This is a genomic window from Klebsiella sp. PK18, assembly GCF_057784655.1.
This window is the reverse complement of record NZ_CM173493.1, coordinates 3,841,123-3,866,325: the sequence shown is the minus strand read 5'-3', so window position 1 is coordinate 3,866,325 and position 25,203 is coordinate 3,841,123. Positions and strand designations below refer to the sequence as shown.

At 57.0% G+C, this 25,203-nt stretch carries 26 protein-coding genes, 7 tRNA genes and 1 pseudogene; 24 read left to right on the top strand and 10 right to left on the bottom strand.

What is annotated here, in order from left to right; genetic code table 11:
• Positions 1 to 253 precede the first annotated feature (253 nt).
• The 18 genes from cydA (at position 254) to AC3EMD_RS18815 (ending at position 10,482) form a co-directional block, all read left to right on the top strand.
• Positions 254 to 1,822, top strand: coding sequence for a cytochrome ubiquinol oxidase subunit I (gene cydA, locus AC3EMD_RS18900; protein WP_012542427.1), 1,569 nt, complete (start codon positions 254 to 256; stop codon positions 1,820 to 1,822).
• A 15-nt stretch (positions 1,823 to 1,837) separates the two neighbouring features.
• The gene (gene cydB, locus AC3EMD_RS18895) at positions 1,838 to 2,977 is read left to right on the top strand and encodes a cytochrome d ubiquinol oxidase subunit II (RefSeq protein ID WP_008805690.1); all 1,140 of its coding nucleotides are present in this window, start codon (positions 1,838 to 1,840) and stop codon (positions 2,975 to 2,977) included.
• Between the two features lie 15 nt (positions 2,978 to 2,992).
• Positions 2,993 to 3,106: a cytochrome bd-I oxidase subunit CydX gene (cydX, locus tag AC3EMD_RS18890; protein WP_004100325.1), complete on the top strand. Its 114-nt coding sequence runs from the start codon at positions 2,993 to 2,995 to the stop codon at positions 3,104 to 3,106.
• Between the two features lie 130 nt (positions 3,107 to 3,236).
• On the top strand, positions 3,237 to 3,521 hold the full coding sequence (gene ybgE / locus AC3EMD_RS18885) for a cyd operon protein YbgE (RefSeq protein WP_008805691.1): 285 nt from the start codon (positions 3,237 to 3,239) through the stop codon (positions 3,519 to 3,521).
• A gap of 149 nt (positions 3,522 to 3,670) precedes the next feature.
• Positions 3,671 to 4,075, top strand: a complete 405-nt coding sequence (gene ybgC, locus AC3EMD_RS18880; protein WP_002895056.1) for a tol-pal system-associated acyl-CoA thioesterase — start codon at positions 3,671 to 3,673, stop codon at positions 4,073 to 4,075.
• Positions 4,072 to 4,764, top strand: a complete 693-nt coding sequence (gene tolQ / locus AC3EMD_RS18875; RefSeq protein ID WP_004152221.1) for a Tol-Pal system protein TolQ — start codon at positions 4,072 to 4,074, stop codon at positions 4,762 to 4,764. The genes ybgC and tolQ overlap by 4 nt, the downstream gene beginning before the upstream one ends.
• Before the next feature lie 3 nt (positions 4,765 to 4,767).
• Positions 4,768 to 5,196, top strand: a complete 429-nt coding sequence (gene tolR / locus AC3EMD_RS18870; protein WP_002895061.1) for a colicin uptake protein TolR — start codon at positions 4,768 to 4,770, stop codon at positions 5,194 to 5,196.
• 99 nt (positions 5,197 to 5,295) lie between these two features.
• Complete coding sequence (gene tolA / locus AC3EMD_RS18865; protein WP_023322242.1) at positions 5,296 to 6,633, top strand: cell envelope integrity protein TolA; 1,338 nt, start codon at positions 5,296 to 5,298, stop codon at positions 6,631 to 6,633.
• Between the two features lie 129 nt (positions 6,634 to 6,762).
• The gene (gene tolB / locus AC3EMD_RS18860) at positions 6,763 to 8,055 is read left to right on the top strand and encodes a Tol-Pal system beta propeller repeat protein TolB (RefSeq protein WP_008805693.1); all 1,293 of its coding nucleotides are present in this window, start codon (positions 6,763 to 6,765) and stop codon (positions 8,053 to 8,055) included.
• 34 nt (positions 8,056 to 8,089) lie between these two features.
• A complete protein-coding gene (pal, locus tag AC3EMD_RS18855; RefSeq protein WP_002895068.1) occupies positions 8,090 to 8,614 on the top strand; it encodes a peptidoglycan-associated lipoprotein Pal in 525 nt (174 codons plus the stop codon).
• Between the two features lie 9 nt (positions 8,615 to 8,623).
• Positions 8,624 to 9,427, top strand: a complete 804-nt coding sequence (cpoB, locus tag AC3EMD_RS18850) for a cell division protein CpoB (RefSeq protein WP_023297237.1) — start codon at positions 8,624 to 8,626, stop codon at positions 9,425 to 9,427.
• A 161-nt stretch (positions 9,428 to 9,588) separates the two neighbouring features.
• A tRNA-Lys gene (locus AC3EMD_RS18845) sits at positions 9,589 to 9,664 on the top strand.
• Between the two features lie 126 nt (positions 9,665 to 9,790).
• Positions 9,791 to 9,866 (top strand) — tRNA-Val (locus AC3EMD_RS18840).
• A 2-nt stretch (positions 9,867 to 9,868) separates the two neighbouring features.
• Positions 9,869 to 9,944: transfer RNA gene (locus AC3EMD_RS18835), tRNA-Lys, on the top strand.
• A gap of 52 nt (positions 9,945 to 9,996) precedes the next feature.
• A tRNA-Val gene (locus tag AC3EMD_RS18830) sits at positions 9,997 to 10,072 on the top strand.
• A gap of 3 nt (positions 10,073 to 10,075) precedes the next feature.
• A tRNA-Lys gene (locus AC3EMD_RS18825) sits at positions 10,076 to 10,151 on the top strand.
• Between the two features lie 146 nt (positions 10,152 to 10,297).
• Positions 10,298 to 10,373 (top strand) — tRNA-Lys (locus AC3EMD_RS18820).
• 33 nt (positions 10,374 to 10,406) lie between these two features.
• Positions 10,407 to 10,482, top strand: a tRNA-Lys gene (locus AC3EMD_RS18815).
• Positions 10,483 to 10,558: 76 nt separating this feature from the next.
• On the opposite strand, the pseudogene AC3EMD_RS18810 reads toward AC3EMD_RS18815, so the two are convergent.
• A pseudogene (locus AC3EMD_RS18810) lies at positions 10,559 to 10,707 on the bottom strand (hypothetical protein).
• A 69-nt stretch (positions 10,708 to 10,776) separates the two neighbouring features.
• On the opposite strand from AC3EMD_RS18810, the gene nadA reads away from it, so the two are divergent.
• Both nadA and pnuC read left to right on the top strand, forming a co-directional pair.
• A complete protein-coding gene (nadA, locus tag AC3EMD_RS18805; protein ID WP_012968682.1) occupies positions 10,777 to 11,820 on the top strand; it encodes a quinolinate synthase NadA in 1,044 nt (347 codons plus the stop codon).
• Positions 11,821 to 11,855: 35 nt separating this feature from the next.
• Positions 11,856 to 12,575 (top strand): nicotinamide riboside transporter PnuC, encoded by a 720-nt coding sequence (gene pnuC / locus AC3EMD_RS18800; RefSeq protein WP_008805696.1) that lies wholly within the window; start codon positions 11,856 to 11,858, stop codon positions 12,573 to 12,575.
• Here pnuC and zitB read toward each other — a convergent pair.
• Positions 12,572 to 13,516, bottom strand: coding sequence for a CDF family zinc transporter ZitB (gene zitB / locus AC3EMD_RS18795; RefSeq protein ID WP_032729693.1), 945 nt, complete (start codon positions 13,514 to 13,516; stop codon positions 12,572 to 12,574). The two genes, pnuC and zitB, sit on opposite strands and share 4 nt — an antisense overlap.
• A gap of 118 nt (positions 13,517 to 13,634) precedes the next feature.
• Positions 13,635 to 14,012 carry a YbgS-like family protein gene (locus AC3EMD_RS18790; RefSeq protein ID WP_302073640.1) on the bottom strand — a complete coding sequence of 126 codons (378 nt, stop codon included), beginning with the start codon at positions 14,010 to 14,012 and terminating at the stop codon, positions 13,635 to 13,637.
• Positions 14,013 to 14,326: 314 nt separating this feature from the next.
• Here AC3EMD_RS18790 and aroG point away from each other — a divergent pair, with 314 nt between their 5' ends.
• Entirely contained in the window at positions 14,327 to 15,379 is a 1,053-nt protein-coding gene (gene aroG / locus AC3EMD_RS18785) for a 3-deoxy-7-phosphoheptulonate synthase AroG (RefSeq protein ID WP_012542422.1), read from the top strand.
• 73 nt (positions 15,380 to 15,452) lie between these two features.
• Here the strand turns inward: aroG and gpmA are convergent, their stop codons facing one another.
• The 7 genes from gpmA to modE form a co-directional block, all read right to left on the bottom strand.
• Positions 15,453 to 16,205, bottom strand: a complete 753-nt coding sequence (gpmA, locus tag AC3EMD_RS18780; protein WP_002895089.1) for a 2,3-diphosphoglycerate-dependent phosphoglycerate mutase — start codon at positions 16,203 to 16,205, stop codon at positions 15,453 to 15,455.
• Positions 16,206 to 16,495: 290 nt separating this feature from the next.
• Positions 16,496 to 17,539, bottom strand: coding sequence for a galactose-1-epimerase (gene galM / locus AC3EMD_RS18775; RefSeq protein WP_008805700.1), 1,044 nt, complete (start codon positions 17,537 to 17,539; stop codon positions 16,496 to 16,498).
• Positions 17,533 to 18,681, bottom strand: a complete 1,149-nt coding sequence (gene galK / locus AC3EMD_RS18770) for a galactokinase (protein WP_061155300.1) — start codon at positions 18,679 to 18,681, stop codon at positions 17,533 to 17,535. The genes galM and galK overlap by 7 nt, the downstream gene beginning before the upstream one ends.
• Before the next feature lie 2 nt (positions 18,682 to 18,683).
• A complete protein-coding gene (gene galT / locus AC3EMD_RS18765) occupies positions 18,684 to 19,730 on the bottom strand; it encodes a galactose-1-phosphate uridylyltransferase (protein ID WP_038422275.1) in 1,047 nt (348 codons plus the stop codon).
• A gap of 9 nt (positions 19,731 to 19,739) precedes the next feature.
• Positions 19,740 to 20,756 (bottom strand): UDP-glucose 4-epimerase GalE, encoded by a 1,017-nt coding sequence (galE, locus tag AC3EMD_RS18760; RefSeq protein WP_012542419.1) that lies wholly within the window; start codon positions 20,754 to 20,756, stop codon positions 19,740 to 19,742.
• Between the two features lie 209 nt (positions 20,757 to 20,965).
• Positions 20,966 to 22,438, bottom strand: coding sequence for a molybdate ABC transporter ATP-binding protein ModF (gene modF, locus AC3EMD_RS18755; protein WP_012542418.1), 1,473 nt, complete (start codon positions 22,436 to 22,438; stop codon positions 20,966 to 20,968).
• Between the two features lie 67 nt (positions 22,439 to 22,505).
• The gene (gene modE, locus AC3EMD_RS18750; protein ID WP_008805705.1) at positions 22,506 to 23,294 is read right to left on the bottom strand and encodes a molybdenum-dependent transcriptional regulator; all 789 of its coding nucleotides are present in this window, start codon (positions 23,292 to 23,294) and stop codon (positions 22,506 to 22,508) included.
• A 153-nt stretch (positions 23,295 to 23,447) separates the two neighbouring features.
• Here modE and AC3EMD_RS18745 point away from each other — a divergent pair, with 153 nt between their 5' ends.
• The 3 genes from AC3EMD_RS18745 (at position 23,448) to modB (ending at position 25,202) form a co-directional block, all read left to right on the top strand.
• Positions 23,448 to 23,597, top strand: a complete 150-nt coding sequence (locus AC3EMD_RS18745) for an AcrZ family multidrug efflux pump-associated protein (protein ID WP_002895156.1) — start codon at positions 23,448 to 23,450, stop codon at positions 23,595 to 23,597.
• A gap of 142 nt (positions 23,598 to 23,739) precedes the next feature.
• Positions 23,740 to 24,513: a molybdate ABC transporter substrate-binding protein gene (modA, locus tag AC3EMD_RS18740; RefSeq protein ID WP_302073639.1), complete on the top strand. Its 774-nt coding sequence runs from the start codon at positions 23,740 to 23,742 to the stop codon at positions 24,511 to 24,513.
• On the top strand, positions 24,513 to 25,202 hold the full coding sequence (gene modB / locus AC3EMD_RS18735) for a molybdate ABC transporter permease subunit (RefSeq protein ID WP_008805707.1): 690 nt from the start codon (positions 24,513 to 24,515) through the stop codon (positions 25,200 to 25,202). The genes modA and modB overlap by 1 nt, the downstream gene beginning before the upstream one ends.
• Position 25,203: the final 1 nt, after the last annotated feature.

Genomic DNA, 25,203 nt, shown 5'->3' with positions numbered 1-25,203 from the left:
ATTGATCACCGTCGAAAAATGTAAAACTGGAACAATAAAAACATATTTATTGTAAGGTTATTGCGGCGTAATATATTGGGGAATCAATTGGGTTTTCGTTAACGTATTTGTAACCTTGACGTGGCGTGGCTTCACTTTCAGGTGAAACGCGCTGCGGACGGGCCAACAAATAACTTTTGTATTGGGGCATGCGTATGAGCCAGAGCTTCTCGGTTCATTTTCGGAGTCTTCATGCGATGAGCAAGGAGTCATGATGTTAGATATAGTCGAACTGTCGCGCTTACAGTTTGCCTTGACCGCGATGTACCACTTCCTTTTTGTGCCGCTAACGCTCGGTATGGCGTTCCTGCTGGCCATCATGGAAACGGTTTACGTCCTTTCCGGCAAACAGATTTATAAAGATATGACCAAATTCTGGGGCAAGTTGTTTGGTATCAACTTCGCGCTGGGTGTGGCGACCGGTCTGACCATGGAGTTCCAGTTCGGGACTAACTGGTCGTATTACTCACACTACGTGGGCGATATCTTCGGTGCGCCGCTGGCCATTGAAGGTCTGATGGCCTTCTTCCTCGAATCCACCTTTGTAGGTCTGTTCTTCTTCGGTTGGGATCGTCTGGGTAAAGTTCAGCACATGGCGGTCACCTGGCTGGTTGCGCTGGGCTCCAACCTCTCCGCGCTGTGGATCCTCGTCGCCAACGGCTGGATGCAGAACCCTATCGCATCGGACTTCAACTTCGAAACCATGCGTATGGAGATGGTCAGCTTCTCTGAACTGGTGCTCAACCCGGTCGCCCAGGTGAAGTTCGTTCACACCGTGGCGTCTGGCTATGTCACCGGCGCGATGTTCATCCTGGCTATCAGCTCCTGGTATATGCTGAAAGGCCGCGACTTTGCCTTTGCTAAGCGCTCCTTTGCCATCGCAGCCAGCTTCGGTATGGCGGCGATCCTCTCCGTTATTGTGCTGGGTGACGAATCCGGTTACGAAATGGGTGACGTGCAGAAAACCAAACTGGCGGCTATCGAAGCTGAGTGGGAAACCCAGCCGGCGCCGGCTGCCTTTACTCTGTTTGGTATTCCCGATCAGAATGCGCAGACCAACCACTTCGCGATCCAGATCCCTTACGCGCTGGGCATCATCGCCACCCGCTCGGTGGATAAGCCGGTTATCGGCCTGAAAGATCTGATGGTTCAGCACGAAGAGCGTATCCGTAACGGGATGAAAGCGTACGCGCTACTGGAGCAGCTGCGCGCCGGTTCGACCGACCAGGCCGTGCGTGACCAGTTCAATAGCGTGAAGAAAGACCTCGGCTATGGCCTGTTGCTGAAGCGCTATACCCCGAACGTCGCTGACGCCACGGAAGAGCAGATCGCCAAAGCGACCAAAGACTCTATTCCAAGCGTCGCCCCGCTGTACTTCGCCTTCCGTATCATGGTGGCGTGCGGCATCCTGATGCTGTTGATTATCGGCGCCTCCTTCTGGAGCGTGATTCGTAACCGCATTGGCGAGAAAAAATGGCTGCTGCGCGCCGCGTTCTTTGGCCTGCCGCTGCCGTGGATTGCCGTGGAGTCAGGCTGGTTTGTTGCCGAGTATGGCCGTCAGCCGTGGGCGATTGGTGAGGTCCTGCCGACCGCGGTGGCCAACTCGTCGCTGACCGCAGGCGATCTGATCTTCTCAATGTTGCTGATCTGCGGTCTGTACACGCTGTTCCTGGTGGCTGAACTGTTCCTGATGTTCAAGTTTGCCCGCAAAGGACCTAGCAGCCTGAAAACCGGCCGCTATCACTTTGAACAGTCCTCTGCGGCTATTCAGTCGGCACGCTAAGACAGGAGTCGTCAAATGATCGATTATGAAGTATTGCGTTTTATCTGGTGGCTGCTGATTGGCATTCTGCTGATTGGCTTCGCTGTCGCCGACGGGTTCGACATGGGGGTGGGCATGCTCACCCGTTTCCTCGGCCGTAACGACACCGAGCGTCGGATTATGATCAACGCCATCGCTCCGCACTGGGACGGTAACCAGGTGTGGCTGATCACCGCCGGCGGCGCGCTGTTCGCGGCCTGGCCGATGGTTTACGCCGCAGCGTTCTCTGGCTTCTATGTGGCGATGATTCTGGTGCTGGCTTCGCTGTTCTTCCGTCCGGTCGGTTTTGACTACCGTTCCAAGATCGAGGACACCCGCTGGCGCAACATGTGGGACTGGGGCATCTTCATCGGTAGCTTCGTACCGCCGCTGGTGATTGGTGTGGCCTTCGGCAACCTGTTGCAGGGCGTGCCGTTCCACGTCGATGAATACCTGCGTCTGTTCTATACCGGAAACTTCTTCCAGCTGCTGAACCCGTTTGGTCTGCTGGCCGGTATCGTCAGCGTGGCGATGATCCTGACTCAGGGTGCCACCTACCTGCAGATGCGTACCGTAGGCGAACTGCACCTGCGTACCCGCACCGTTTCCACGGTGGCGGCGCTGGTGACGCTGGTCTGCTTCGCGCTGGCGGGTGTGTGGGTCTACTACGGCATCGACGGCTATGTGGTGAAATCAGTAATGGATCATAGCGGCCCGTCTAACCCGCTGACTAAAGAAGTCGTGCGTGAGGCCGGTGCATGGATGGTGAACTTTAATAACATGCCAGCGCTGTGGGCCGTTCCTGCCCTGGGCGTGGTGCTGCCGCTGCTGACCGTCGTCTCGACTAAAGCGGATAAAGGCGCGTGGGCATTCCTGTTCTCCTCGCTGACCCTGGCCTGCATCATTCTGACCGCCGGTATTGCGATGTTCCCGTTCATCATGCCGTCCAGCACCATGCTGAACGCCAGCCTGACGATGTGGGACGCGACCTCCAGTCAGCGGACGCTGAACCTGATGACCTACGTGGCGATTGTCTTCGTGCCGATCATTCTGGCCTACACCAGCTGGTGTTACTGGAAGATGTTCGGCCGCATTACGCGCGAAGACATCGAAAAGAACACCCACTCGCTGTACTAAGGTAAGGAGCTATATATGTGGTACTTCGCATGGATTTTGGGAACGCTTCTTGCCTGTGCCTTTGGGGTGATTACCGCGCTGGCGCTTGAGCACGTGGAAGCCACCAAAGCAGGTAAAGAAGAACACTGATGAGTATTATCGTGATGCGATATACGAAATCATTCGGATTGCATCGAGGCGGCAAGTCTGTGAATCCCCAGGAGCTTACACCAGTAAGTGACTGGGGTAAGCAGACGTAGCCAACAAAGAGGCGACGTGAATGATAAAGTATATGTATGCGATAATGGACAAGCGCCCGTTAAGGGCGCTTTCCTTATTGATGGCGCTGCTGCTGGCCGGCTGCATCTTCTGGGATCCGTCGCGCTTTGCGGCGAAGACCAGCGAGCTGGAAATCTGGCATGGTTTCTTGCTGATGTGGGCGGTTTGCAGCGGCGTTATTCACGGCGTGGGCTTCCGTCCGCGTGCCGTTCACTGGCAGGGGATTTTTTGTCCGCTTATCGCTGATATCGTGCTCGCTTTGGGTCTCTTCTTTTTCTTCTTTTGAATAAGAGATCTCTGTTAATGGTATGGGCTTGCATAAGCCCATAAAAATTTACGCCCCGTTTACTTTCCCCCATTCCAAACCACCTTTCCCGCGCGTATAGTAGCGAAGTTTGAAAGCTCTAACCTTTTTTTGCATTACCGGGATGTAAAGTGAATACAACGCTGTTTCGATGGCCGGTTCGGGTCTACTACGAAGATACCGACGCCGGTGGTGTGGTTTACCACGCCAGTTACGTCGCTTTTTATGAAAGAGCACGCACAGAGATGCTGCGCCACCATCACTTTAGTCAACAGGTGCTGTTGGCTGAACGCGTTGCCTTCGTGGTTCGCAAAATGACGCTGGAGTATTTTGCCCCCGCCAGACTCGACGACATGCTCGAAGTCCAGACGGAAATTACCTCGATGCGCGGCACCTCTTTGGTTTTCACGCAGCGAATCGTCAACGCCGAGAATACAGTGTTAAACGAAGCTGAGGTTCTCATTGTGTGCGTTGATCCACTCTTAATGAAGCCACGTGCGCTTCCCAAGTCTATTGTCGCGGAGTTTAAGCAGTGACTGACATGAATATCCTTGATTTGTTCCTGAAGGCGAGCCTTCTGGTTAAACTTATCATGTTGATTTTGATTGGTTTTTCTATCGCTTCCTGGGCTATCATTATTCAGAGAACGCGTATCCTTAACTCGGCCGCGCGTGAAGCTGAAGCGTTCGAGGACAAATTCTGGTCCGGGATCGAGCTGTCCCGTTTGTACCAGGAGAGCCAGGGGCGTCGCGATAACCTGACCGGTTCGGAACAAATCTTCTACAGCGGTTTCAAAGAATTTGCGCGCCTGCATCGGGCCAACAGCCATGCGCCGGAAGCGATTGTCGAAGGGGCATCGCGCGCGATGCGTATTTCGATGAACCGCGAGCTGGAAACGCTGGAAACCCATATCCCGTTCCTCGGCACCGTAGGCTCCATCAGCCCGTATATCGGTCTGTTCGGTACTGTCTGGGGGATTATGCATGCCTTTATCGCCCTTGGCGCGGTGAAGCAGGCCACCCTGCAGATGGTGGCGCCAGGTATCGCCGAAGCGCTGATCGCCACCGCGATCGGTCTGTTCGCCGCGATCCCGGCGGTCATGGCGTACAACCGCCTGAACCAGCGCGTGAACAAGCTTGAACTGAACTACGACAACTTTATGGAAGAGTTCACCGCTATTCTGCACCGTCAGGCCTTTACCACCAGCGAAAGCAATAAGGGGTAAGCCATGGCCAGAGCACGTGGACGCGGACGTCGCGAACTGAAGTCCGAGATCAACATCGTTCCGCTGCTGGATGTCCTGCTGGTACTGCTGCTGATCTTTATGGCAACGGCGCCTATCATTACGCAGAGCGTGGAAGTCGATCTGCCGGACGCCACGGAATCGCAAGCGGTGAAAAGCAATGACGATCCGCCGGTGATTGTGGAAGTCTCCGGGGTAGGGCAGTACAGCGTGAAAGTGGGGCAGGAGACGCTGTCCCAGCTGCCGCCGGAGCAGGTGATTGCCGAAGCGAAGCGTCGTCTTGAAGCCAATGAGAAAACGGTATTCCTGATCGGCGGTGCGAAAGACGTCCCTTACGATGAAATTATTAAAGCGCTGAACCTGTTGCATAGTGCAGGGGTTAAATCGGTCGGCTTGATGACCAAACCTATTTAATCGCTTCAGGTATGTGCGTCCGCGTGGCGTCCGATGGTGAGTATCGCTCGCCGTCGGCGTGCATCGCGGGTACAGGCGAACAGTTTTTGGGAACCGATAGTGTCAAAGGCAACCGAACAAAACGACAAGCTTAAACGAGCGATCATCATTTCAGTCGCGCTGCACATCATTCTGATCGCGCTGCTGATCTGGAGTTCGTTTGACGAGCATCTGGATGCCTCTGCCGGCGGCGGCGGGGGATCGTCCATTGATGCCGTCATGGTCGATCCGGGGGCGGTGGTAAATAACTATAACCGTCAGCAACAGCAGCAGGCCAGCGCACGTCGCGCCGCTGAGCAGCGTGAAAAACAGGCGCAGCAGCAGGCGGAAGAGTTACGTGAGAAACAGGCAGCGGAACAGGAACGGCTGAAACAGCTCGAACAGGAACGGCTGCAGGCGCAGGAAGCGGCGAAAGAAGCGAAGGAACAGCAGAAGCAGGCTGAGGAAGCGGCTGCCAAGGCTGCCGCGGCGGCGAAAGCCAAAGCGGATGCGCAGGCTAAAGAAGCGCAGGAAGCGGCTGCCAAAGCGGCTGCCGACGCAAAAGCGAAGGCGGATGCCCAGGCAAAAGCGGCTGAGCTGGCAGCGGCTAAAGCCGCCGCTGACGCGAAGAAACAGGCCGATGCCGCCGCCGCAAAAGCGGCAGCCGATGCGAAGAAACAGGCGGAAGCCGAAGCGGCGAAAGCCGCAGCAGAAGCGCAGAAGAAAGCGGAAGCGGCAGCGGCGAAGAAAGCGCAGCAGGAAGCAGAGAAGAAGGCCCAGCAGGAAGCGGCTAAGCAAGCTGCGGCTGAAAAAGCGGCAGCAGAAAAAGCCGCCGAAAAAGCCGCTGAGAAAGCTGCCGCCCAAAAAGCGGCCGCAGAGAAGGCCGCCGCCGAAAAAGCCGCCGCAGCTGAAAAAGCGGCGGCAGCCAAAGCGGCTGCGGCTGAGAAGGCAGCGGCCGATAAAGCGGCCAAAGCGGCAGCAGCAAAAGCGGCGGCAGCGAAGAAAGCGGCTGCCGCGAAAGAAGCGGACGGCGTTGACGACCTGCTTGGCGATCTGAGTTCGGGTAAGAATGCGCCTAAAACAGGCGGAGGAGCCAAAGGAAACAATGCCTCTGCTGCCGGGAGTGGTAATACTAAAAACAGTGCCTCGGGGGCTGATATCAATAACTATGCCGGGCAGATAAAGTCGGCGATTGAAAGTAAGTTTTATGACGCATCGTCCTATGCAGGCAAAACATGTACCTTGCGTATCAAACTTGCTCCTGACGGCCTGTTGTTAAATATACAGTCCGAAGGTGGTGATCCTGCTCTGTGCCAGGCCGCTCTTGCCGCAGCCCGGCAGGCTAAGTTCCCGAAACCACCTAGCCAGGCAGTATATGAAGTCTTCAAAAATGCGCCACTGGACTTCAAACCTCAGTGATATTTTTCCCCGTGCAAACGGGGAAAAACAATCTATGGTAGTCACAGGGTTTTGGTAGTTTTGTATATTTGAGTTTGTTAACATTCTGCTAAATTATCGTGGGCTTTCCGCCCGGATAAGGGAGATATGATGAAGCAGGCATTACGAGTAGCATTTGGTTTTTTAATGCTGTGGGCGGCGGTGCTGCACGCAGAAGTACGTATCGAGATCACCCAGGGGGTGGACTCGGCACGCCCTATCGGCGTGGTACCGTTCCAGTGGGCCGGCCAGGGCGCTGCGCCTGAAGATGTTGGCGGTATCGTGGCAGCTGACCTGCGCAACAGTGGTAAATTCAACCCGCTGGATCGCTCGCGTCTGCCGCAGCAGCCGACCAGTGCCCAGGAAGTGCAGCCTGCTGCCTGGTCTGCGCTGGGTATCGACGCCGTGGTCGTCGGTCAGGTCACGTCAAACCCGGATGGTTCTTATCAGGTAGCATATCAGCTGGTGGATACCGGCGGTGCGCCGGGTACAACGCTGGCGCAAGGCTCTTTTAAAGTCACTAAACAGTACCTGCGCTACGCAGCGCACGCTGCCAGCGACGCGGTATTTGAGAAGCTGACCGGCATCAAGGGCGCCTTCCGTACCCGTATCGCCTACGTGGTGCAGAAAAACGGCGGCCAGTTCCCTTATGAACTGCGCGTGTCCGACTACGATGGTTACAACCAGTTCCTTGTTCACCGTTCCTCCCAGCCGCTGATGTCCCCGGCCTGGTCTCCGGACGGTTCTAAACTGGCTTACGTGACTTTTGAAAGTGGTCGTTCTGCGCTGGTGGTTCAGACCCTGGCGAACGGCGCTGTGCGTCAGATCGCCTCCTTCCCGCAGCACAACGGCGCGCCGGCGTTCTCTCCGGATGGCTCTAAGTTGGCCTTCGCGCTGTCGAAAACCGGTAGCCTGAACCTGTACGTGATGGATCTGGGCTCCGGTCAGATTCGTCAGGTGACTAACGGTCGCAGCAACAACACCGAACCAAGCTGGTTCCCGGACAGCCAGAACCTGGCCTTCACCTCTGACCAGGCCGGTCGTCCGCAGGTGTATAAAGTCAACATCAATGGCGGCACGCCGCAGCGTATCACCTGGGAAGGTTCACAGAACCAGGACGCCGACGTGAGCGCGGATGGTAAAACCATGGTAATGGTCAGCTCGGCCGGCGGTCAGCAGCACATTGCCAAACAAGATCTGGAAGCGGGTGGTGTACAGGTTCTGTCATCAACGTTTTTAGACGAAACGCCAAGTCTGGCACCTAACGGCACTATGGTAATCTACAGCTCTTCTCAGGGGATGGGATCCGTGCTGAATCTGGTTTCTACAGATGGGCGTTTCAAAGCGCGTCTTCCGGCAACTGATGGACAGGTAAAATCGCCTGCCTGGTCGCCGTATCTGTGATAATAAATAATTGATTATTAAAGGAATCAAAGAAATGCAACTGAACAAAGTGCTGAAAGGGCTGATGATCGCTCTGCCGGTTATGGCAATCGCGGCATGTTCTTCTAACAAGAACGCCAGCAACGACCAGAGCGGTGAAGGCATGCTGGGTGCCGGCACTGGTATGGACGCTAACGGTAACGGCGGCAACATGTCTTCTGAAGAGCAAGCTCGTCTGCAGATGCAGCAGCTGCAACAGAACAACATCGTTTACTTCGATCTGGACAAGTACGATATCCGTTCTGACTTCGCTGCCATGCTGGACGCGCATGCGAACTTCCTGCGCAGCAACCCGTCCTACAAAGTGACTGTAGAAGGTCACGCGGATGAGCGCGGTACGCCGGAATACAACATCGCTCTGGGTGAGCGTCGTGCTAACGCCGTTAAGATGTATCTGCAGGGCAAAGGTGTTTCTGCCGATCAGATCTCCATCGTTTCTTACGGTAAAGAAAAACCAGCAGTACTGGGTCATGACGAAGCGGCATATGCCAAAAACCGTCGCGCCGTACTGGTTTACTAAGAGAATTGCATGAGCAGTAACTTCAGACATCATTTATTGAGTCTGTCGTTACTGGTTGGCATAGCGGCCCCCTGGGCCGCTTTTGCTCAGGCGCCAATCAGTAGTGTCGGCTCAGGCTCGGTCGAAGACCGCGTCACTCAACTCGAGCGTATTTCCAATGCTCACAGCCAGCTTTTAACCCAACTCCAGCAACAACTCTCTGATAACCAGACTGACATTGATTCTCTCCGTGGCCAGATCCAGGAGAACCAATATCAGCTGAATCAGATCGTTGAGCGCCAGAAGCAGATTCTGCTGCAGATAGATAGTCTGAGCAGCGGTGGCGGCGGCGCAGCGGCAGCATCAGGTACGCAGGCTCCATCGTCTTCCGGCGATCAGAGCGCGGCTGCTACCAGCGCAGCGCCAGCGGCCTCGTCAGGCGCCCCGGCGATGACCGGCGATGCGAACACCGATTACAATGCGGCCATTGCCCTGGTGAAGGATGCTTCACGCCAGGATGACGCAATGGTGGCGTTTCAGAACTTCGTTAAAAAGTACCCGGATTCAACTTATCAGCCGAACGCCAACTATTGGCTCGGACAGTTGAATTACAATAAGGGGAAAAAAGACGATGCGGCGTTTTACTTCGCCTCGGTGGTGAAGAACTACCCGAAATCGCCAAAAGCGCCTGACGCCATGTTTAAGGTCGGCGTGATCATGCAGGACAAGGGTGATACCGCGAAAGCGAAAGCGGTTTACCAGCAGGTGATCAGTAAATTCCCCGGCACCGACGGTGCGAAACAAGCGCAAAAACGTCTTAATGCTCTTGGTTGATTACGGCATGACCAGAAATCGCGTTATTTCTGGTCTTGTCGCCTGAATCACCAGCAGTTAAGTGATCTTTATCGAAATTTTAGTTGCGCTGAATTCTGAAATCAGTAATATATGCCGCCGTTGCCAAGGGATATCAAACAAGCCCAAAGCGATGCCAGAGTGGGTCGTTAGCTCAGTTGGTAGAGCAGTTGACTTTTAATCAATTGGTCGCAGGTTCGAATCCTGCACGACCCACCAATCGTTCTGGTGGAACGCGATAGTAAAACGTGAAGGATAACGTTGCGACAGCAACGGCGCCATAGGGCGAGGCGAAGCCGAGTCATCCTGCACGACCCACCACTTAGCAGTATCCAGCGCAGTATCGGGTGATTAGCTCAGCTGGGAGAGCACCTCCCTTACAAGGAGGGGGTCGGCGGTTCGATCCCGTCATCACCCACCACCGGGTCGTTAGCTCAGTTGGTAGAGCAGTTGACTTTTAATCAATTGGTCGCAGGTTCGAATCCTGCACGACCCACCATTTTAATGATGGGACCGGTGGACGCAGTATCGGTAGTATCCAGCGCAGTTTCGGGTGATTAGCTCAGCTGGGAGAGCACCTCCCTTACAAGGAGGGGGTCGGCGGTTCGATCCCGTCATCACCCACCACTCGGGTCGTTAGCTCAGTTGGTAGAGCAGTTGACTTTTAATCAATTGGTCGCAGGTTCGAATCCTGCACGACCCACCAATTTCAGCATTTAACTCAAATGTTGAACGTGAAGGATAACGTTGCGTCAGCAATGGCCCGAAGGGCGAGGCGAAGCCGAGTCATCCTGCACGACCCACCAATTTCAATATTGGTGTCGAGTGAAATTATTCAGGTAGTACCAGAGCGGGTCGTTAGCTCAGTTGGTAGAGCAGTTGACTTTTAATCAATTGGTCGCAGGTTCGAATCCTGCACGACCCACCATCCTGAATGATTACAGTAGCAAAATCCCGCAAGGGGTCGTTAGCTCAGTTGGTAGAGCAGTTGACTTTTAATCAATTGGTCGCAGGTTCGAATCCTGCACGACCCACCAATGTAAAAAGGCGCCCTAAAGGCGCCTTTTTGCTATCCGCCATACTCCAAAATTCGACTTCAGCATGACTCCACGGTCACGCTGCGCTTACCGTGGCTACACAGGGTACGAACCGGTCGTTTGGGCAGATGTGTAGCATCGTCCGCGGCATACGGGCTGATGTACAAAATTCATCACGACTTTTTGCTCGTAATCCGCTATCTTGTTTAGCATATAAAACACCATGACCGTGTTAAGGCGCAGACAGGCCATAGTGACGGTCTTAGAGTTAAGCCAGTAAAACGAGATTGCATGATGAGCGTAATGTTTGATCCTGAAACGGCGATTTATCCTTTCCCAGCGAAACCACAACCGCTGACCGTCGACGAAAAGCAGTTTTATCGCGAAAAAATCAAGCGCCTGTTGCGCGAGCGCGACGCCGTGATGGTGGCGCATTACTACACCGATCCTGAAATTCAACAACTGGCGGAAGAAACCGGCGGCTGTATCGCCGACTCGCTGGAGATGGCGCGTTTTGGCGCCCGTCATTCGGCCTCCACGCTGCTGGTCGCCGGGGTGCGTTTTATGGGGGAAACCGCCAAAATCCTCAGCCCGGAAAAGACCATTCTGATGCCGACCCTGAACGCGGAGTGTTCGCTGGATCTGGGCTGTCCGATTGAGGAATTCAACGCCTTCTGCGATGCCCATCCCGATCGCACCGTGGTGGTTTATGCCAATACGTCCGCCGCGGTGAAGGCCCGCGCTGACTGGGTGGTTACCTCCAGTATCGCCGTGGAACTCATTGATCATCTGGACAGCCTGGGTCAAAAGATCCTCTGGGCGCCGGACCGCCACCTTGGCCGCTATGTCCAGCGTCAGACCGGCGCAGACGTGCTGTGCTGGCAGGGGGCGTGCATCGTGCACGATGAGTTTAAAACCCAGGCACTGACGCGTATGAAGGCCCTCTATCCTGAAGCTGCTGTACTGGTCCATCCTGAATCGCCGCAGGCGATCGTCGAGATGGCGGATGCCGTGGGATCCACCAGCCAGCTGATTGCGGCGGCGAAAAGCTTGCCCCAGCGCCAGCTGATCGTGGCCACCGATCGCGGTATCTTCTATAAAATGCAGCAGGCGGTACCGGAGAAAACGCTGCTGGAAGCGCCCACTGCCGGCGAAGGGGCGACCTGCCGCAGCTGCGCGCACTGCCCGTGGATGGCGATGAACGGCCTGAAAGCCATTGCCGAGGGACTCGAACAGGGCGGCGCTGAACACGAAATCCACGTCGACGAAGCGCTGCGCACCGGGGCATTGATTCCGCTTAACCGGATGCTGGATTTTGCGGCTACACTACGGGGATAACGTATTGTCGCGTCGCAAGACGCTGAGGGGATGAAATGGATTTTTTTAGCACGCAGAATATCTTAGTACATATACCCATCGGCGCCGGGGGGTACGATCTCTCCTGGATAGAGGCCGTGGGGACCATCGCCGGGCTGCTGTGCATCTGGCTGGCGAGCCTGGAGAAGATCAGTAACTATGCTTTCGGGCTGGTCAACGTCACGCTGTTCGCCATCATCTTCTTTCAGATCCAGCTGTATGCCAGCCTGCTGCTGCAGCTGTTCTTCTTTGCCGCTAACGTTTACGGCTGGTATGCCTGGTCGCGACAAAGCAGCAACCATGAGGCTGAGCTGCAGATCCGCTGGCTGCCGCGCAGCAAAGCGCTGGGCTGGCTGGCGGCCTGCGTGGTGGCGATCGGCTTGCTGACCCTGTTTATCAACCCGTTTTTTGCTTTCCTGACGCGGATCGCGGTCAGCCTGATGCAAGCGCTGGGTCTGCAGGTCTCCATGCCGGTGCTGCAGCCGGATGCCTTCCCGTTCTGGGACTCCTGCATGACGGTGCTGTCGGTGGTGGCGATGATCTTAATGACCCGCAAGTATGTCGAGAACTGGCTGCTGTGGGTGATTGTCAACGTGATAAGCGTGGTGATTTTTGCCCGCCAGGGCGTCTATGCCATGTCGCTGGAATACCTCTTGCTGACGTTCATTGCGCTGAACGGCAGCCGGATGTGGATAAACAGCGCGCGTGAGCGAGGTTCTCACGCGTTTTCTGGCTAATGGTGGTGGTGATGATCGTGCCCGGCGTGCATCGTGTTGAGATGGCACTCCGGGCCGCTGCAGGGCTGGTACTCCATCTGCACCGTGGCATGCTCAATTTCATATTTATGTTCCAGGAAATGCAGGATACGGTTGAGTAACGCATCATGATCGTACGGCGGGACCACCTGAACATGGAGCGTCATCACCGGTTTTTCCCCCACCAGCCAGACGTGGACGTGGTGAACATCGCGTACCTCCGGGATAGAGCGACGGATATCCCGCTGCAGGGCCGCCACATCCAGCGAACGCGGCGCGCCTTCCAGCAGTTCATTCAGACTCTCCTTCAGTAATCGCCAGGCGCTACGTAATACCAGGCAGGAAACCAGTACGGAAAGGATCGGATCGACAGGCGTCCAGCCGGTGGTGAGGATCACCACGGCCGCCACGATCGCGCCGACCGAGCCCAGCAGGTCGCCCAGCACGTGTAGCGCCGCAGCGCGCACGTTGAGATTCTGCTCTTCACTCCCCCGATGCAGGATCCAGAAGGCCAGCACGTTGGCCAGCAGGCCGGCGACCGCAATCACCATCATCGTCACGCCGGCCACCGGCTGCGGATGCTGGAAGCGCTGAATGGCCTCCCAGACAATCAAAATGGTAATCACCACCAGGGCAATGGCATTGAGAAACGCCGCGAGGGTGGTCAAACGCAACCAGCCAAAGGTATGGCGGGTATTCGGTGGGCGACTGGCGAAGCGAACCGCCAGCAGCGCAAACAGCAGGGCGGCAGAGTCGGTGAGCATATGGCCGGCATCTGCCAGCAGGGCCAGTGAGCCGGAGATTGCGCCGCCGACGGCTTCAATCAACATAAAACCGGCGGTGACGATAAACGCCCATCGCAGCCGGCGAGCGTTACTGCTGTCCGGAGCCTGGGCAGGGGAGTGCGAATGCGGGTGGGCCATCGTGTCGTCCCTTGATAGTTATCATTATTACGCTATGACATCATAAACAGAGAGCGATAACAAACGAAGAAAAGGCGAGCCTGGCTCGCCTTTTCTTCGTTTGTTCCCAGCGTATCACTTACTGGGTGGTACCGTCGGTTTTGCTGTTATCGTGGTTCATGCTGCCGCCATTGTCCAGTTTCTTACCGGTGTCCGGACAGCGGCCGTCTTTACACATCGAGTTTTTATGCACTTCATCGCTCGACATATTGTCCTGGCTCATCGTCGAGCCATCAGGATGGAGCATGGTGCCGCCAGAGCCAGAATTAATCTGGTTATTGTCCACATTGTTTGGCGCCATGTTCTCACGGGCATCCGGCGCCACCTGACCGGCATCCGCGGAAGAGTTGGCCTGGCCATTATTGGACTGGGCGCCGGTGTCTGCCGCCAGGGCCGCGCCGCTGGCAAGACCTAAGGTGGCGGTGAGCAAAAGGGTCGTCAGTTTTTTCATATTCATCGGATACTCCTGTTAAACCGGGAAGGGGAAATGCGCTTCCCGCGGTGAGTGTGCCAGGGATCTGACTCGCTATGGTTAAAGACTCCGCAGACGATCGCAGTGTCACTATATAATCCTGAAACGTAAGACTTAATTAGCTTTAACAGTTAATTATTGTAGTGCATGAGCTTGGTTTCGCTACTTTATGGCGTATTTTTGCCTATTTCCAGGATTATTCCATCACTACTGTAAAATCACGTTTACACTTTTTCGGCGAAGAGATAGATTGGAGGGATTGCATTTCATTGAATAAGTATGGCAACGCTGGAAAGAAGATGAATTATCAGAACGACGATTTACGCATTAAAGAGATCAACGAATTATTACCTCCCGTTGCGCTCCTGGAAAAATTCCCTGCTACCGAAAATGCTGCAAATACCGTTGCACATGCTCGCAAAGCGATCCATCAGATCCTCAAGGGCGACGATGACCGTCTGCTGGTAGTGATTGGGCCCTGTTCGATTCACGATCCGGCAGCGGCGAAAGAGTACGCTTCCCGTCTGCTGCCCCTGCGCGAGGCATTGAAGGGCGAGCTCGAGATCGTCATGCGGGTCTATTTTGAAAAACCGCGCACCACCGTCGGCTGGAAAGGGCTTATCAACGATCCCCATATGGATAACAGCTTCCGCATCAACGACGGGTTGCGCATCGCGCGCAAACTGCTGCTGGACATTAACGACAGCGGCCTGCCGGCGGCGGGGGAATTCCTCGATATGATCACCCCGCAGTATGTCGCCGATCTGATGAGCTGGGGCGCCATTGGGGCGCGTACCACCGAATCCCAGGTGCACCGTGAACTCGCCTCCGGACTCTCCTGCCCGGTGGGCTTTAAGAATGGTACCGATGGCACCATCAAGGTGGCTATCGACGCGATTAACGCCGCTGGCGCACCGCACTGTTTCCTGTCGGTCACTAAGTGGGGCCACTCCGCTATCGTGAATACCAGCGGTAACGGCGACTGCCATATTATTCTGCGCGGCGGCAAAGAGCCGAACTACAGCGCGAAGCACGTGGCGGATGTGAAGATCGGCCTGGCGAAAGCGGGCCTGCCGGCTCAGGTGATGATCGACTTCAGCCATGCCAACTCCAGCAAGCAGTTCAAGAAGCAGATGGAAGTGGGCGCGGACGTATGCCAGCAGATTGCCGGCGGTGAGCGGGCGATCATGGGCGTGATGATTGAAAGCCATCTGGTGGAAGGCAACCAGAGCCTCGAGAGCGGTGAACCGCTGACCTACGGCAAGAGCGTCACCGACGCCTGCATCGGCTGGGAGGATACCGAAACGATCCTGCGTCAGCTGGCGGAAGCGGTGAAAACCCGCCGCGGCTAAGCGAATCTGCGCTGGCGCAGGCAATAAAAAAAGCGTGGAGATTTCCACGCTTTTTTGTTTTTACCGGGAGGAATTACTTCGCTTTACCCTGGTTGGCGACGGCAGCCGCTTTCGCCGCGATCTCTTCCGCATTGCCCAGATAGTAATGTTTGATCGGCTTGAAGTTTTCATCGAACTCATACACCAGCGGTACGCCGGTCGGGATGTTCAGTTCGAGGATCTCGTCTTCGCCCATGTTGTCGAGGTATTTCACCAGCGCGCGCAGGGAGTTACCGTGAGCGGCGATGATCACGCGCTCACCGCTTTTCAGGCGCGGCAGAATGGTTTCGTTCCAGTAAGGCACGACGCGGTCGATGGTCAGCGCCAGGCTTTCAGTGGTCGGCAGTTCGGCGTCGGTCAGTTTTGCATAGCGCGGATCGTGGCCCGGGTAGCGCTCGTCGTCTTTGGTCAGCTCCGGCGGAGTGACAGCGAAGCCGCGACGCCACTGTTTAACCTGCTCGTCACCGTATTTCTCAGCGGTTTCCGCTTTGTTCAGGCCCTGCAGCGCGCCGTAATGACGCTCGTTCAGCTTCCAGGATTTCTCAACCGGCAGCCAGGCCTGATCCAGTTCGTCCAGCACGTTCCACAGGGTGTGGATGGCACGTTTCAGCACGGAGGTATAAGCAAAATCAAAGCTGAAGCCTTCAGCCTTCAGCAGTTTACCTGCCGCTTTCGCTTCGCTAACGCCTTTCTCGGACAGATCAACGTCGTACCAACCGGTGAAGCGGTTTTCGTTGTTCCACTGGCTTTCGCCATGACGAACCAGTACCAGCTTAGTTACAGCCATTCTCTTACTCCTCTCTACACGCCATCCCTCGCGCCGCGAACGGTGCGCTGAATATGTTGGTGTATGTGTTATTGATTGATAACTATTCTCATTATATTGCCGTGATTTGGCTCACGGCAATGCTTATCCCTAACCATAGCGAAAATAGTGGCTCAGTGTAAGGTGCTTGTAAAACACAGGTTATTTTTTTGTCCTTTGGTGACGGAAAATAGAGCAGGTTGCTGAAAAAAGAGGCGGCAGAGAGGAGGGCGGGGACGAAAAACAGCGCCCCCGGCGGAGGGCGCTGGCGATTAACAGGCGATAAACTGATATTCCGTCAGGCTGACGTACTCCTGGCCCGGACGTAACACACAGTCCGGCTGCGGCCATTCCGGATGATTCGGCGAATCCGGCAGGAATTCGCTCTCCAGCGCCAGCCCCTGCCAGTCGGCGTAGGGCTCCGTCGTCTGCGACGGGGTGCCGCCGAGATAGTTGCCGGAGTAAAACTGCAGCGCCGGAGCGGAGGTATAGACCGTCATCTGCAGCTTGCCGTCCTGCGACCAGACCTGCGCCGCAGGCTGGCTGGCGTCGCCTTTGGCATCCAGCAGGAAGGCATGATCGTATCCCTTCACCTTTTGCTGATCGGCGTCGGCGAGGAAGTCGGCGGCGATGGTTTTCGGCTGGCGGAAATCAAAGCTGGTGTTAGCAACATCTTTGAGTTCACCACCCGGGATACCGTCGCTTTCCACCGGCAGATACCTCTGGGCGAGGATCTGCAACTGGTGCTGGCGCACGTCGCGCTGGTCACCGTCGAGGTTGAAATAGACGTGATTGGTCATGTTCACCGGGCAGGGTTGGTCCACGGTGGCGCGATAGGTAATCGCGATGCGGTTATCGTCGGTCAGACGATAGTGCGCGGTGGCCTGCAGAGTGCCGGGGAAGCCTTGATCGCCATCGGGCGAGGTCAGAGCGAACAGCACTTCCTGCTCGTCGGCGCGGACAATGCGCCAGCGGCGCTTATCAAACCCTTCCGGGCCGCCGTGGAGCTGGTGGCCCGCGTCGTTTGACGGCGTGACGTTGACGAGCTGGCCGTCAAGCGGGAAGCGGCTATTGCCGATACGGTTGGCGTAGCGGCCTACCGAGGCGCCAAGAAACGCGGCCTGGCGGGCATAGTCCTCCAGCTTCGCACAGCCCAGCAGCGGATGACGCAGGCTGCCATCAGCCAGCGGCACCTCGGCGCTGAGCAGCGTCGCGCCCCAATCCGCCACGGTAACGGTCATCCCCGCCTTATTGCGCAGGGTCACCTGCTGCCAGGGCTGGCCGTCCGGCGCCAGCGCGGTGGTTTGCGTTACCATTGGCCTGCCCCCTGTGACGGTTTGCAGACATAGAATGTCTCTTTAATACCGGTTTTCGCTTCATACGTTTTAGCAACGGCCTGCTGAACGGTATCGACCAGATCTTCCGGGACCAGCGCTACCACGCAGCCGCCAAAGCCGCCGCCGGTCATGCGTACGCCGCCTTTATCACCGATCGCGGCCTTAACGATCTCCACCAGAGTGTCGATCTGCGGGACGGTGATCTCGAAATCATCGCGCATCGAGGCATGGGATTCGGCCATCAGCTCACCCATCCGCTTCAGGTCGCCTTTTTCGAGGGCGCTGGCGGCTTCCACGGTGCGGGCATTCTCCGTCAGCACATGGCGTACGCGCTTCGCGACGACCGGATCCAGCTCATGGGCGACGGCGTTAAATTGCTCGAGGGTAACATCGCGCAGGGCGGGCTGCTGGAAGAAGCGCGCGCCGGTTTCGCACTGTTCACGACGGGTGTTGTACTCGCTGCCGACGAGGGTGCGCTTAAAGTTGCTGTTGATGATCACCACCGCCACGCCTTTCGGCATCGAGACGGCTTTGGTGCCCAGCGAACGGCAGTCGATCAGCAGCGCGTGGTCTTTTTTACCCAGCGCCGAAATCAGCTGATCCATGATGCCGCAGTTGCAGCCGACGAACTGGTTTTCCGCCTCCTGGCCGTTCAGCGCAATTTGCGCGCCATCCAGCGGCAGATGATACAGCTGCTGGAAAACGGTCCCGACGGCGACTTCCAGCGAGGCTGAGGAACTTAATCCCGCGCCCTGCGGTACATTGCCGCTGATCACCAGATCCGCGCCGCCAAAGTGGCTGTTCCGCTGCTGCAGATGCTTTACCACGCCGCGGACATAGTTCGACCACTGCTGGGTGTCGTGGCTGATAATCGGCGCGTCGAGAGAGAACTCATCGGTCTGATTGTCGTAATCGGCGGCAATCACCCGCACCGTACGATCGTCGCGCGGCGCACAGCTGATCACCGTCTGGTAGTCGATGGCGCAGGGCAGCACAAAACCGTCGTTGTAATCGGTATGCTCGCCGATCAGGTTGACGCGGCCTGGCGCCTGAATGACATGGCTGGCCGGATAACCGAAGGCGTCAGCAAACAGGGTTTGGGTTTTCTCTTTCAGACTCATCATTACACTCCGGATTCACGAAAATGGACGTCGCTGACGGCACGCAGTCGTTCGGCAGCTTGCTCGGCGGTCAGATCGCGCTGGGTTTCGGCCAGCATTTCATAGCCAACCATAAACTTGCGGACCGTCGCGGAGCGCAGCAGCGGCGGATAAAAGTGGGCATGCAGCTGCCAGTGGTGATGGTCTTCGTCGTTAAACGGCGCGCCGTGCCAGCCCATAGAGTAGGGGAATGAGCACTGGAACAGGTTGTCGTAACGGCTGGTCAGCTTTTTCAACGCCAGCGCCAGATCGCTGCGCTGGGCGTCGGTGAGATCGGTAATACGCTGCACGTGCGCTTTCGGCAACAGCAGCGTTTCGAATGGCCAGGCGGCCCAGTAGGGCACGACCGCCAGCCAGTGCTCGGTGTCCACCACCGTGCGGCTGCCGTCGGCCAGTTCGCGCTGAACATAGTCCAGCAGCATCGGCTGACCCTGTTCGGCGTAATACTCTTTCTGCAGACGGTCTTCCCGTTCCGCTTCATTGGGCAGGAAGCTATTGGCCCACACCTGACCATGCGGGTGAGGGTTGGAGCAGCCCATCGCTGCCCCTTTGTTTTCAAAGACCTGGACCCACGGGTAGCGTTTCCCGAGGTCCGCGGTCTGTTCCTGCCACGCTTTAACCACGCCTTCCAGCGCTTCAAGGCTCAGTTCCGGCAGCGTTTTGCTGTGGTCTGGCGAGAAGCAGATCACCCGACTGGTGCCGCGCGCGCTCTGACAGCGCATCAGCGGATCGTCACTCTCCGGTGCGTCCGGAGTGTCGGTCATCAGGGCCGCAAAGTCGTTGGTAAACACGTAGGTACCGGTGTAATTCGGGTTGGTGTCGCCGGTGACCCGGGTATTACCTGGGCACAGGAAACAGTCCGGATCGTGGGCTGGCAAGGTCTGTTTTGCCGGCGTTTCCTGCGCCCCCTGCCAGGGGCGCTTGGCGCGATGCGGAGAAACCAGAATCCACTGCCCGGTTAACGGGTTATAACGACGATGTGGATGGTCAACGGGGTTAAATACGCTCATGAAGGTTCCTTAGTCTGGATAACCCTGCGGATGGCGGGACTGCCAGTGCCAGGTGTCCTGCGCCATTTCGTCCAGGTTGCGCGTCACGCGCCAGTTCAGCTCGCGGTCGGCCTTGGCGGCATCCGCCCAGTAGGCCGGGAGGTCGCCATCGCGGCGCGGCGCGAAATGGTAGTTAATGGGTTTGCCGCAGGCCTTGCTGAAAGCATTGACCACGTCGAGCACGCTGCTGCCGACGCCGGCGCCAAGGTTGTAGATATGGACCCCGGCTTTGTCAGCCAGTTTTTCCATGGCCGCGACGTGGCCATCGGCGAGATCCATCACGTGGATATAATCGCGCACACCGGTGCCATCCTCGGTCGGGTAGTCGTTACCAAACACGGCCAGCGAGTCGCGACGACCAACGGCGACCTGGGCGATGTACGGCATCAGGTTGTTTGGGATCCCCTGCGGGTCTTCCCCCATGTCGCCCGACGGGTGGGCGCCGACCGGGTTGAAGTAGCGCAGCAGGGCAATGCTCCACTCCGGCTGGGCTTTCTGCAGGTCGGTCAGGATCTGCTCCACCATCAGCTTGCTTTTGCCGTAAGGGCTTTGCGGGGTGCCGGTCGGGAAGCTTTCGACATATGGGATTTTCGGCTGGTCGCCGTAGACGGTAGCTGAGGAGCTAAAGATGAAGTTCTTCACGCCCGCGGCGCGCATGGCAGAAACTAATTTCAGTGTGCCGGTGACGTTATTATCGTAATATTCCAGCGGCTTGGCGACGGACTCCCCGACGGCTTTCAGCCCGGCGAAGTGGATCACCGCCTCAATGGCGTGATCGTGGAGGATCTCCGTCATCAGCGCTTCGTTACGAATATCGCCTTCAATAAAGGTGGCTTCTTTGCCGCCGAGACGCTCAATCACCGGCAGTACGCTGCGCTTGCTGTTGCAGAGATTGTCGAGGATCACCACCTCATGTCCCTGCTGCAGCAGTTGAACGCAGGTATGACTTCCAATGTAACCGCTACCACCTGTAACCAGAACTTTCATGATTCGCTCCATTCGGCTTATCGTGTATGAGGAAGATAGCATATCAAAGAAGTGAAAAGTGTGACACAGGGCAAGTTAGTGGAATCGTTTACACTTGATGGTGAAACGACATAAATTCAAATTTTTTATTTTTAATACAGATGGTTAGGTGATTTTTCCGCTATTTTTCTGAAAAATACCAGGGATCTTTCGACCCCCGGCAGGGGGCATCAGGCCACAGGACCGAGCTGATAAGTGTAACCGTCTCCACTGGGAACGAACGCCAGGCGATGGGTAATACAGTCCGGGGCATCTTCCGCATGGTGCGAGACAAACAGCAGCTGTGTGGCCCCTTCGCCAATCAACACGTCGACAAAGCGACGCACCAGCTGGCGATTGAGGGGATCCAGCCCCTGCAGCGGTTCATCGAGGATCAGCAGGGTCGGATGCTTCACCAGCGCGCGAACGATAAGCGCCAGCCGCTGCTGGCCCCACGACAGGCTATGAAACGGCGCGTCGGCAGTGCGTTTATCAATGCCGAGAATATCCAGCCACTGTTGCACCAGCTTGTGTTGCTTGTCCGAGACCGCCTGATAAATGCCGATAGAGTCAAAATAGCCCGACAGGATGACGTTGCGGACGTTGGTGCTGACCCGGTAGTCCAGATGCAGGCTGCTGCTGACGTAGCCGATATGCTTTTTAATATCCCAGATGGTCTCACCGCTGCCGCGACGGCGGCCAAAGAGCGTCAGATCGTTGCTGTAACCCTGCGGATGATCGCCGGTGATAAGGCTCAGCAGCGTGGATTTACCGGCGCCGTTGGGGCCGACGATCTGCCAGTGTTCGCCCGGGTTCACGGTCCATGAGAGGTGATTGATGACCGGGCGATCGTTGTAGGAGACCACGCCGTCATTGAGCACGATACGCGGCGCCGAGTCTGCCAGCGCATGACGGGCTGGTGGAACATCCGGCTCCGGCAGGGTGATGCCGTCCAGTTTTTCACTGTGCGCCAGCTGGGCGACCAGCGCCTGCTGCAGCAGGGAAGACTTCTCGCCGGTCTCGCTGAGGGTGCAGTCAGCCAGCACGCCGGCGAATTGTACAAACTCCGGGATCTCATCGAAGCGGTTGAGGACCAGCACCAGGGTGATGCCGGCGCGATGCAGGTCGGCCAGCAGGGCAGCCAGCTGCTGGCGGGAGTTGACGTCGAGGCCGTCGAAAGGTTCGTCGAGGATCAGCAGTTGCGGATCGGTCATCAGGGCCTGACACAGCAGGGTCTTACGCGTTTCCCCGGTCGACAGGTACTTAAACCGGCGGTCCAGCAGGGCGCTGATGCCAAACTGTTCGGCCAGGCGCGCGCAGCGGGCAGGATCTTTTACCTCATCCTGGATAATCTCTGCGGTGGTGCGGCCGGTGTCTTCTTCGCCGGGGCTGAGCAGGTCGGTGTTATTGCGCTGCCACTCGTCGCTGACCAGCTTCTGCAACTGCTCGAAGGAGAGGCGGGTTACGCGGGAGAAGTGGCTTTCGTGCTGGCCGCTGAGCAGGGTCAGGTCGCCAGCCAGAGCCCGCGCGAGGGCGGATTTGCCGCTGCCGTTGCTACCGACAAACGCCCAGCTTTGACCCGCTCTCAGGTTCAGCTGGTCTATTTTTAAGGTTTTTGTATCGCTCAGGCGAAACGTGCCTTGCGAAATTTGCAATGATGACATGATGTATCCCATTTTTTGCAGCGATGTGCATCAGGGATACGACTTCGGGCGCGTAATGTCAATGGGGTCAGCATAACGTCGCGAGAATGATGCGATCGGCATTGAAGTAAGCGATCGCCTCCGTCCCTTCCGCCAGGCCAGACGTCTGCGCCTGTGGCAGAGTGGCGCACAGGGTCTGACCGTCGGCCAGCGTCATCAGTACTTCGCACTGCCCGGACCCGCATTCGATATGGCTGATACGACCCGACAACTGGTTATCGGCCTGGCGGGCCACGGCGGGGTCGAGGGTGATGCCGACCCAGGGCGCCTTCAGCAGGACCAGCACCTCCTGGCCCTCATCGAGCCCCAGTTTCTCAGCGCTTTGTGCGGTGATGGCGACGGTCAGGCGCGTCTGCCCGTCGGCCAGCAGTACCTCGACGTGCTGCTGCACCTGCTGGCGATCGCGGCCGGTAATGGTGCCGAACCACTGGTTGCGGGCGCTGGTCTGCAGGGAAAAGCGTGAGATGGCCGCCAGCAGGCTATCCAGCGGCAGGGCATCGTCATCGCTGAGCACATCAAACGCTTTCTGCTGGATCTGCGCCAGCAGATCGTACAGCTGGATCAGCCGCTGCCCATAGCGGGTCAGCACTGCGCCGCCGCCGCCTTTACCGCCGGTGGCGCGATCCACCAGCGGTTGTTCGCTGAGCTGGTTCATCTCGTTGATGGCATCCCACGCGCTTTTGTAGCTGATACCCGCGTGCTTGGCCCCCTGGCTTATCGAACCGGTCTGGTCAATTTGTTTGAGCAGGGCGATCCGCCGGGGATCGGCAAACAGGCGCTGCTGTAGCTTAAGGGTAAGAAGAATTTCGGCCTGCATAATCGTTTCCTGACAAAAAAGGGTATTGTGACCGATAGTCACCCGCTTGCAAAACCTCTGTGCGCGGTTTTGTCATTACCCACCGCACAAATGGGGCGTGTTTTTTCGGCTGAAACCGTTACAATCAGCAAATCATACTATCTGGAGTGAACCATGTTAGAGCTTTTGAAAAGTCTGGTTTTTGCGGTCATCATGGTACCGGTGGTGATGGCGGTCATCCTGGGACTGATTTACGGTCTTGGCGAAGTGTTCAACCTCTTCTCCGGCGTAGGCCACAAAGATCGCAGCCAGCAAAATCATTGATTTCCCGGCGCCCGGTTTAACCGGGCGCTGTGCTATTTCCCTCCTGTATCATTTCCCTTCGTTTTATTGTCCTGTGTCACTATAAAAATGCTCTGCATATCGTTATATTGTCGAATACATAACGCATTGACAGGAGATTCAGATGGCAGGTTCTTGGTTACGCGGGGTTATCGGGGTATCACTCACGCTGTGCGTCGCGGGTCAGGCGCAGGCGGCAGAGGGGAAAGTGACCGTTTTCGCCGCCGCATCGTTAACCAACGCGATGCAGGATATTGCCCAGGCGTATAAGAAAGAGAAAAACGTCGATGTCGTGTCGTCGTTTGCCTCGTCGTCGACGCTGGCGCGGCAAATTGAAGCGGGCGCACCAGCCGATCTGTTTATCTCCGCCGATCAGAAATGGATGGATTACGCCGCAGACAAAAAGGCCATCGACCCGGCAACCCGTGCCACCCTGCTTGGCAACAGCCTGGTGGTGGTCGCGCCGAAAGCCAGCGCGCAGGGGGCGATTACCATTGATGAGAAAACCGACTGGACCAGCCTGCTGAAAGGAGGCCGTCTGGCGATGGGCGATCCGCAGCACGTTCCGGCAGGCATCTACGCTAAAGAGGCGCTGCAGAAACTCGGCGCCTGGGAGACCTTGTCGCCGAAACTTGCCCCGGCGGAAGACGTGCGCGGCGCGCTGGCCCTGGTGGAGCGCAACGAAGCGCCGCTGGGGATTGTCTATGGCTCCGATGCCGTGGCCAGCAAAGGGGTTAAAGTGGTCGGCACCTTCCCGGAGGCCTCGCATCAGAAAGTCGAGTACCCGCTGGCGATTGTCGATGGTCATCGCAATGCGGCCGTGAGCGCTTTCTATGACTACCTGAAAGGGCCGGAAGCGTCCGCGATTTTTAAACGTTACGGATTTACCACCCGCTGATGTTTCTGAGCGAACCCGAATGGCAGGCGGTGCTGCTGAGCCTGAAAGTCTCCTCCCTGGCGGTGGCCTTGAGCTTGCCTTTTGGCATCTTTTTTTCCTGGCTGCTGGTTCGGCGCACCTTTCCCGGCAAGGCGCTGCTCGACAGTATTCTCCATTTACCGCTGGTGTTGCCGCCGGTGGTGGTGGGGTATCTGCTGCTGGTGGCCATGGGGCGGCGCGGGTTTATTGGCAGTTGGCTGTATGACTGGTTCGGCATCAGCTTTGCCTTCAGTTGGCGCGGGGCGGTGCTGGCGGCGGCGGTGATGTCTTTCCCGCTGATGGTGCGCGCCATTCGCCTGGCGCTGGAAGGGGTGGATGTCAAACTGGAGCAAGCGGCGAGAACCCTCGGGGCCAGCCGCTGGCGAGTGTTTATGACTATTACGCTACCGCTGACTCTGCCGGGGATTATTGTCGGCACAGTGCTGGCCTTCGCACGCTCGTTAGGGGAGTTTGGCGCGACCATCACGTTCGTCTCCAATATTCCCGGCGAAACGCGCACCCTGCCTTCGGCGATGTACACCTTGATCCAGACCCCGGGCGGGGAGGGGGCGGCGGCTCGCCTCTGCCTCATCGCCATCGGACTGGCGCTGGTTTCGCTGCTGATTTCGGAATGGCTGGCCCGCGTGAGCCGCCAGCGCATGGGAGGATAAT

What these genes read in the sequence shown, in the direction of transcription:
- tolR (WP_002895061.1), top strand. Translation starts at nt 4,768, where the DNA reads ATGGCCAGAGCACGTGGACGCGGACGTCGCGAACTGAAGTCCGAGATC.
- modB (WP_008805707.1), top strand. Translation starts at nt 24,513, where the DNA reads ATGTTTCTGAGCGAACCCGAATGGCAGGCGGTGCTGCTGAGCCTGAAA.
- gpmA (WP_002895089.1), bottom strand. Translation starts at nt 16,205, where the DNA reads ATGGCTGTAACTAAGCTGGTACTGGTTCGTCATGGCGAAAGCCAGTGG.
- nadA (WP_012968682.1), top strand. Translation starts at nt 10,777, where the DNA reads ATGAGCGTAATGTTTGATCCTGAAACGGCGATTTATCCTTTCCCAGCG.
- zitB (WP_032729693.1), bottom strand. Translation starts at nt 13,516, where the DNA reads ATGGCCCACCCGCATTCGCACTCCCCTGCCCAGGCTCCGGACAGCAGT.
- pnuC (WP_008805696.1), top strand. Translation starts at nt 11,856, where the DNA reads ATGGATTTTTTTAGCACGCAGAATATCTTAGTACATATACCCATCGGC.
- galK (WP_061155300.1), bottom strand. Translation starts at nt 18,681, where the DNA reads ATGAGTCTGAAAGAGAAAACCCAAACCCTGTTTGCTGACGCCTTCGGT.
- aroG (WP_012542422.1), top strand. Translation starts at nt 14,327, where the DNA reads ATGAATTATCAGAACGACGATTTACGCATTAAAGAGATCAACGAATTA.
- galE (WP_012542419.1), bottom strand. Translation starts at nt 20,756, where the DNA reads ATGAAAGTTCTGGTTACAGGTGGTAGCGGTTACATTGGAAGTCATACC.
- modF (WP_012542418.1), bottom strand. Translation starts at nt 22,438, where the DNA reads ATGTCATCATTGCAAATTTCGCAAGGCACGTTTCGCCTGAGCGATACA.
- galT (WP_038422275.1), bottom strand. Translation starts at nt 19,730, where the DNA reads ATGAGCGTATTTAACCCCGTTGACCATCCACATCGTCGTTATAACCCG.
- cydB (WP_008805690.1), top strand. Translation starts at nt 1,838, where the DNA reads ATGATCGATTATGAAGTATTGCGTTTTATCTGGTGGCTGCTGATTGGC.
- cpoB (WP_023297237.1), top strand. Translation starts at nt 8,624, where the DNA reads ATGAGCAGTAACTTCAGACATCATTTATTGAGTCTGTCGTTACTGGTT.
- tolB (WP_008805693.1), top strand. Translation starts at nt 6,763, where the DNA reads ATGAAGCAGGCATTACGAGTAGCATTTGGTTTTTTAATGCTGTGGGCG.
- cydX (WP_004100325.1), top strand. Translation starts at nt 2,993, where the DNA reads ATGTGGTACTTCGCATGGATTTTGGGAACGCTTCTTGCCTGTGCCTTT.
- galM (WP_008805700.1), bottom strand. Translation starts at nt 17,539, where the DNA reads ATGGTAACGCAAACCACCGCGCTGGCGCCGGACGGCCAGCCCTGGCAG.
- pal (WP_002895068.1), top strand. Translation starts at nt 8,090, where the DNA reads ATGCAACTGAACAAAGTGCTGAAAGGGCTGATGATCGCTCTGCCGGTT.
- cydA (WP_012542427.1), top strand. Translation starts at nt 254, where the DNA reads ATGTTAGATATAGTCGAACTGTCGCGCTTACAGTTTGCCTTGACCGCG.
- AC3EMD_RS18745 (WP_002895156.1), top strand. Translation starts at nt 23,448, where the DNA reads ATGTTAGAGCTTTTGAAAAGTCTGGTTTTTGCGGTCATCATGGTACCG.
- modE (WP_008805705.1), bottom strand. Translation starts at nt 23,294, where the DNA reads ATGCAGGCCGAAATTCTTCTTACCCTTAAGCTACAGCAGCGCCTGTTT.
- modA (WP_302073639.1), top strand. Translation starts at nt 23,740, where the DNA reads ATGGCAGGTTCTTGGTTACGCGGGGTTATCGGGGTATCACTCACGCTG.
- AC3EMD_RS18790 (WP_302073640.1), bottom strand. Translation starts at nt 14,012, where the DNA reads ATGAATATGAAAAAACTGACGACCCTTTTGCTCACCGCCACCTTAGGT.
- ybgE (WP_008805691.1), top strand. Translation starts at nt 3,237, where the DNA reads ATGATAAAGTATATGTATGCGATAATGGACAAGCGCCCGTTAAGGGCG.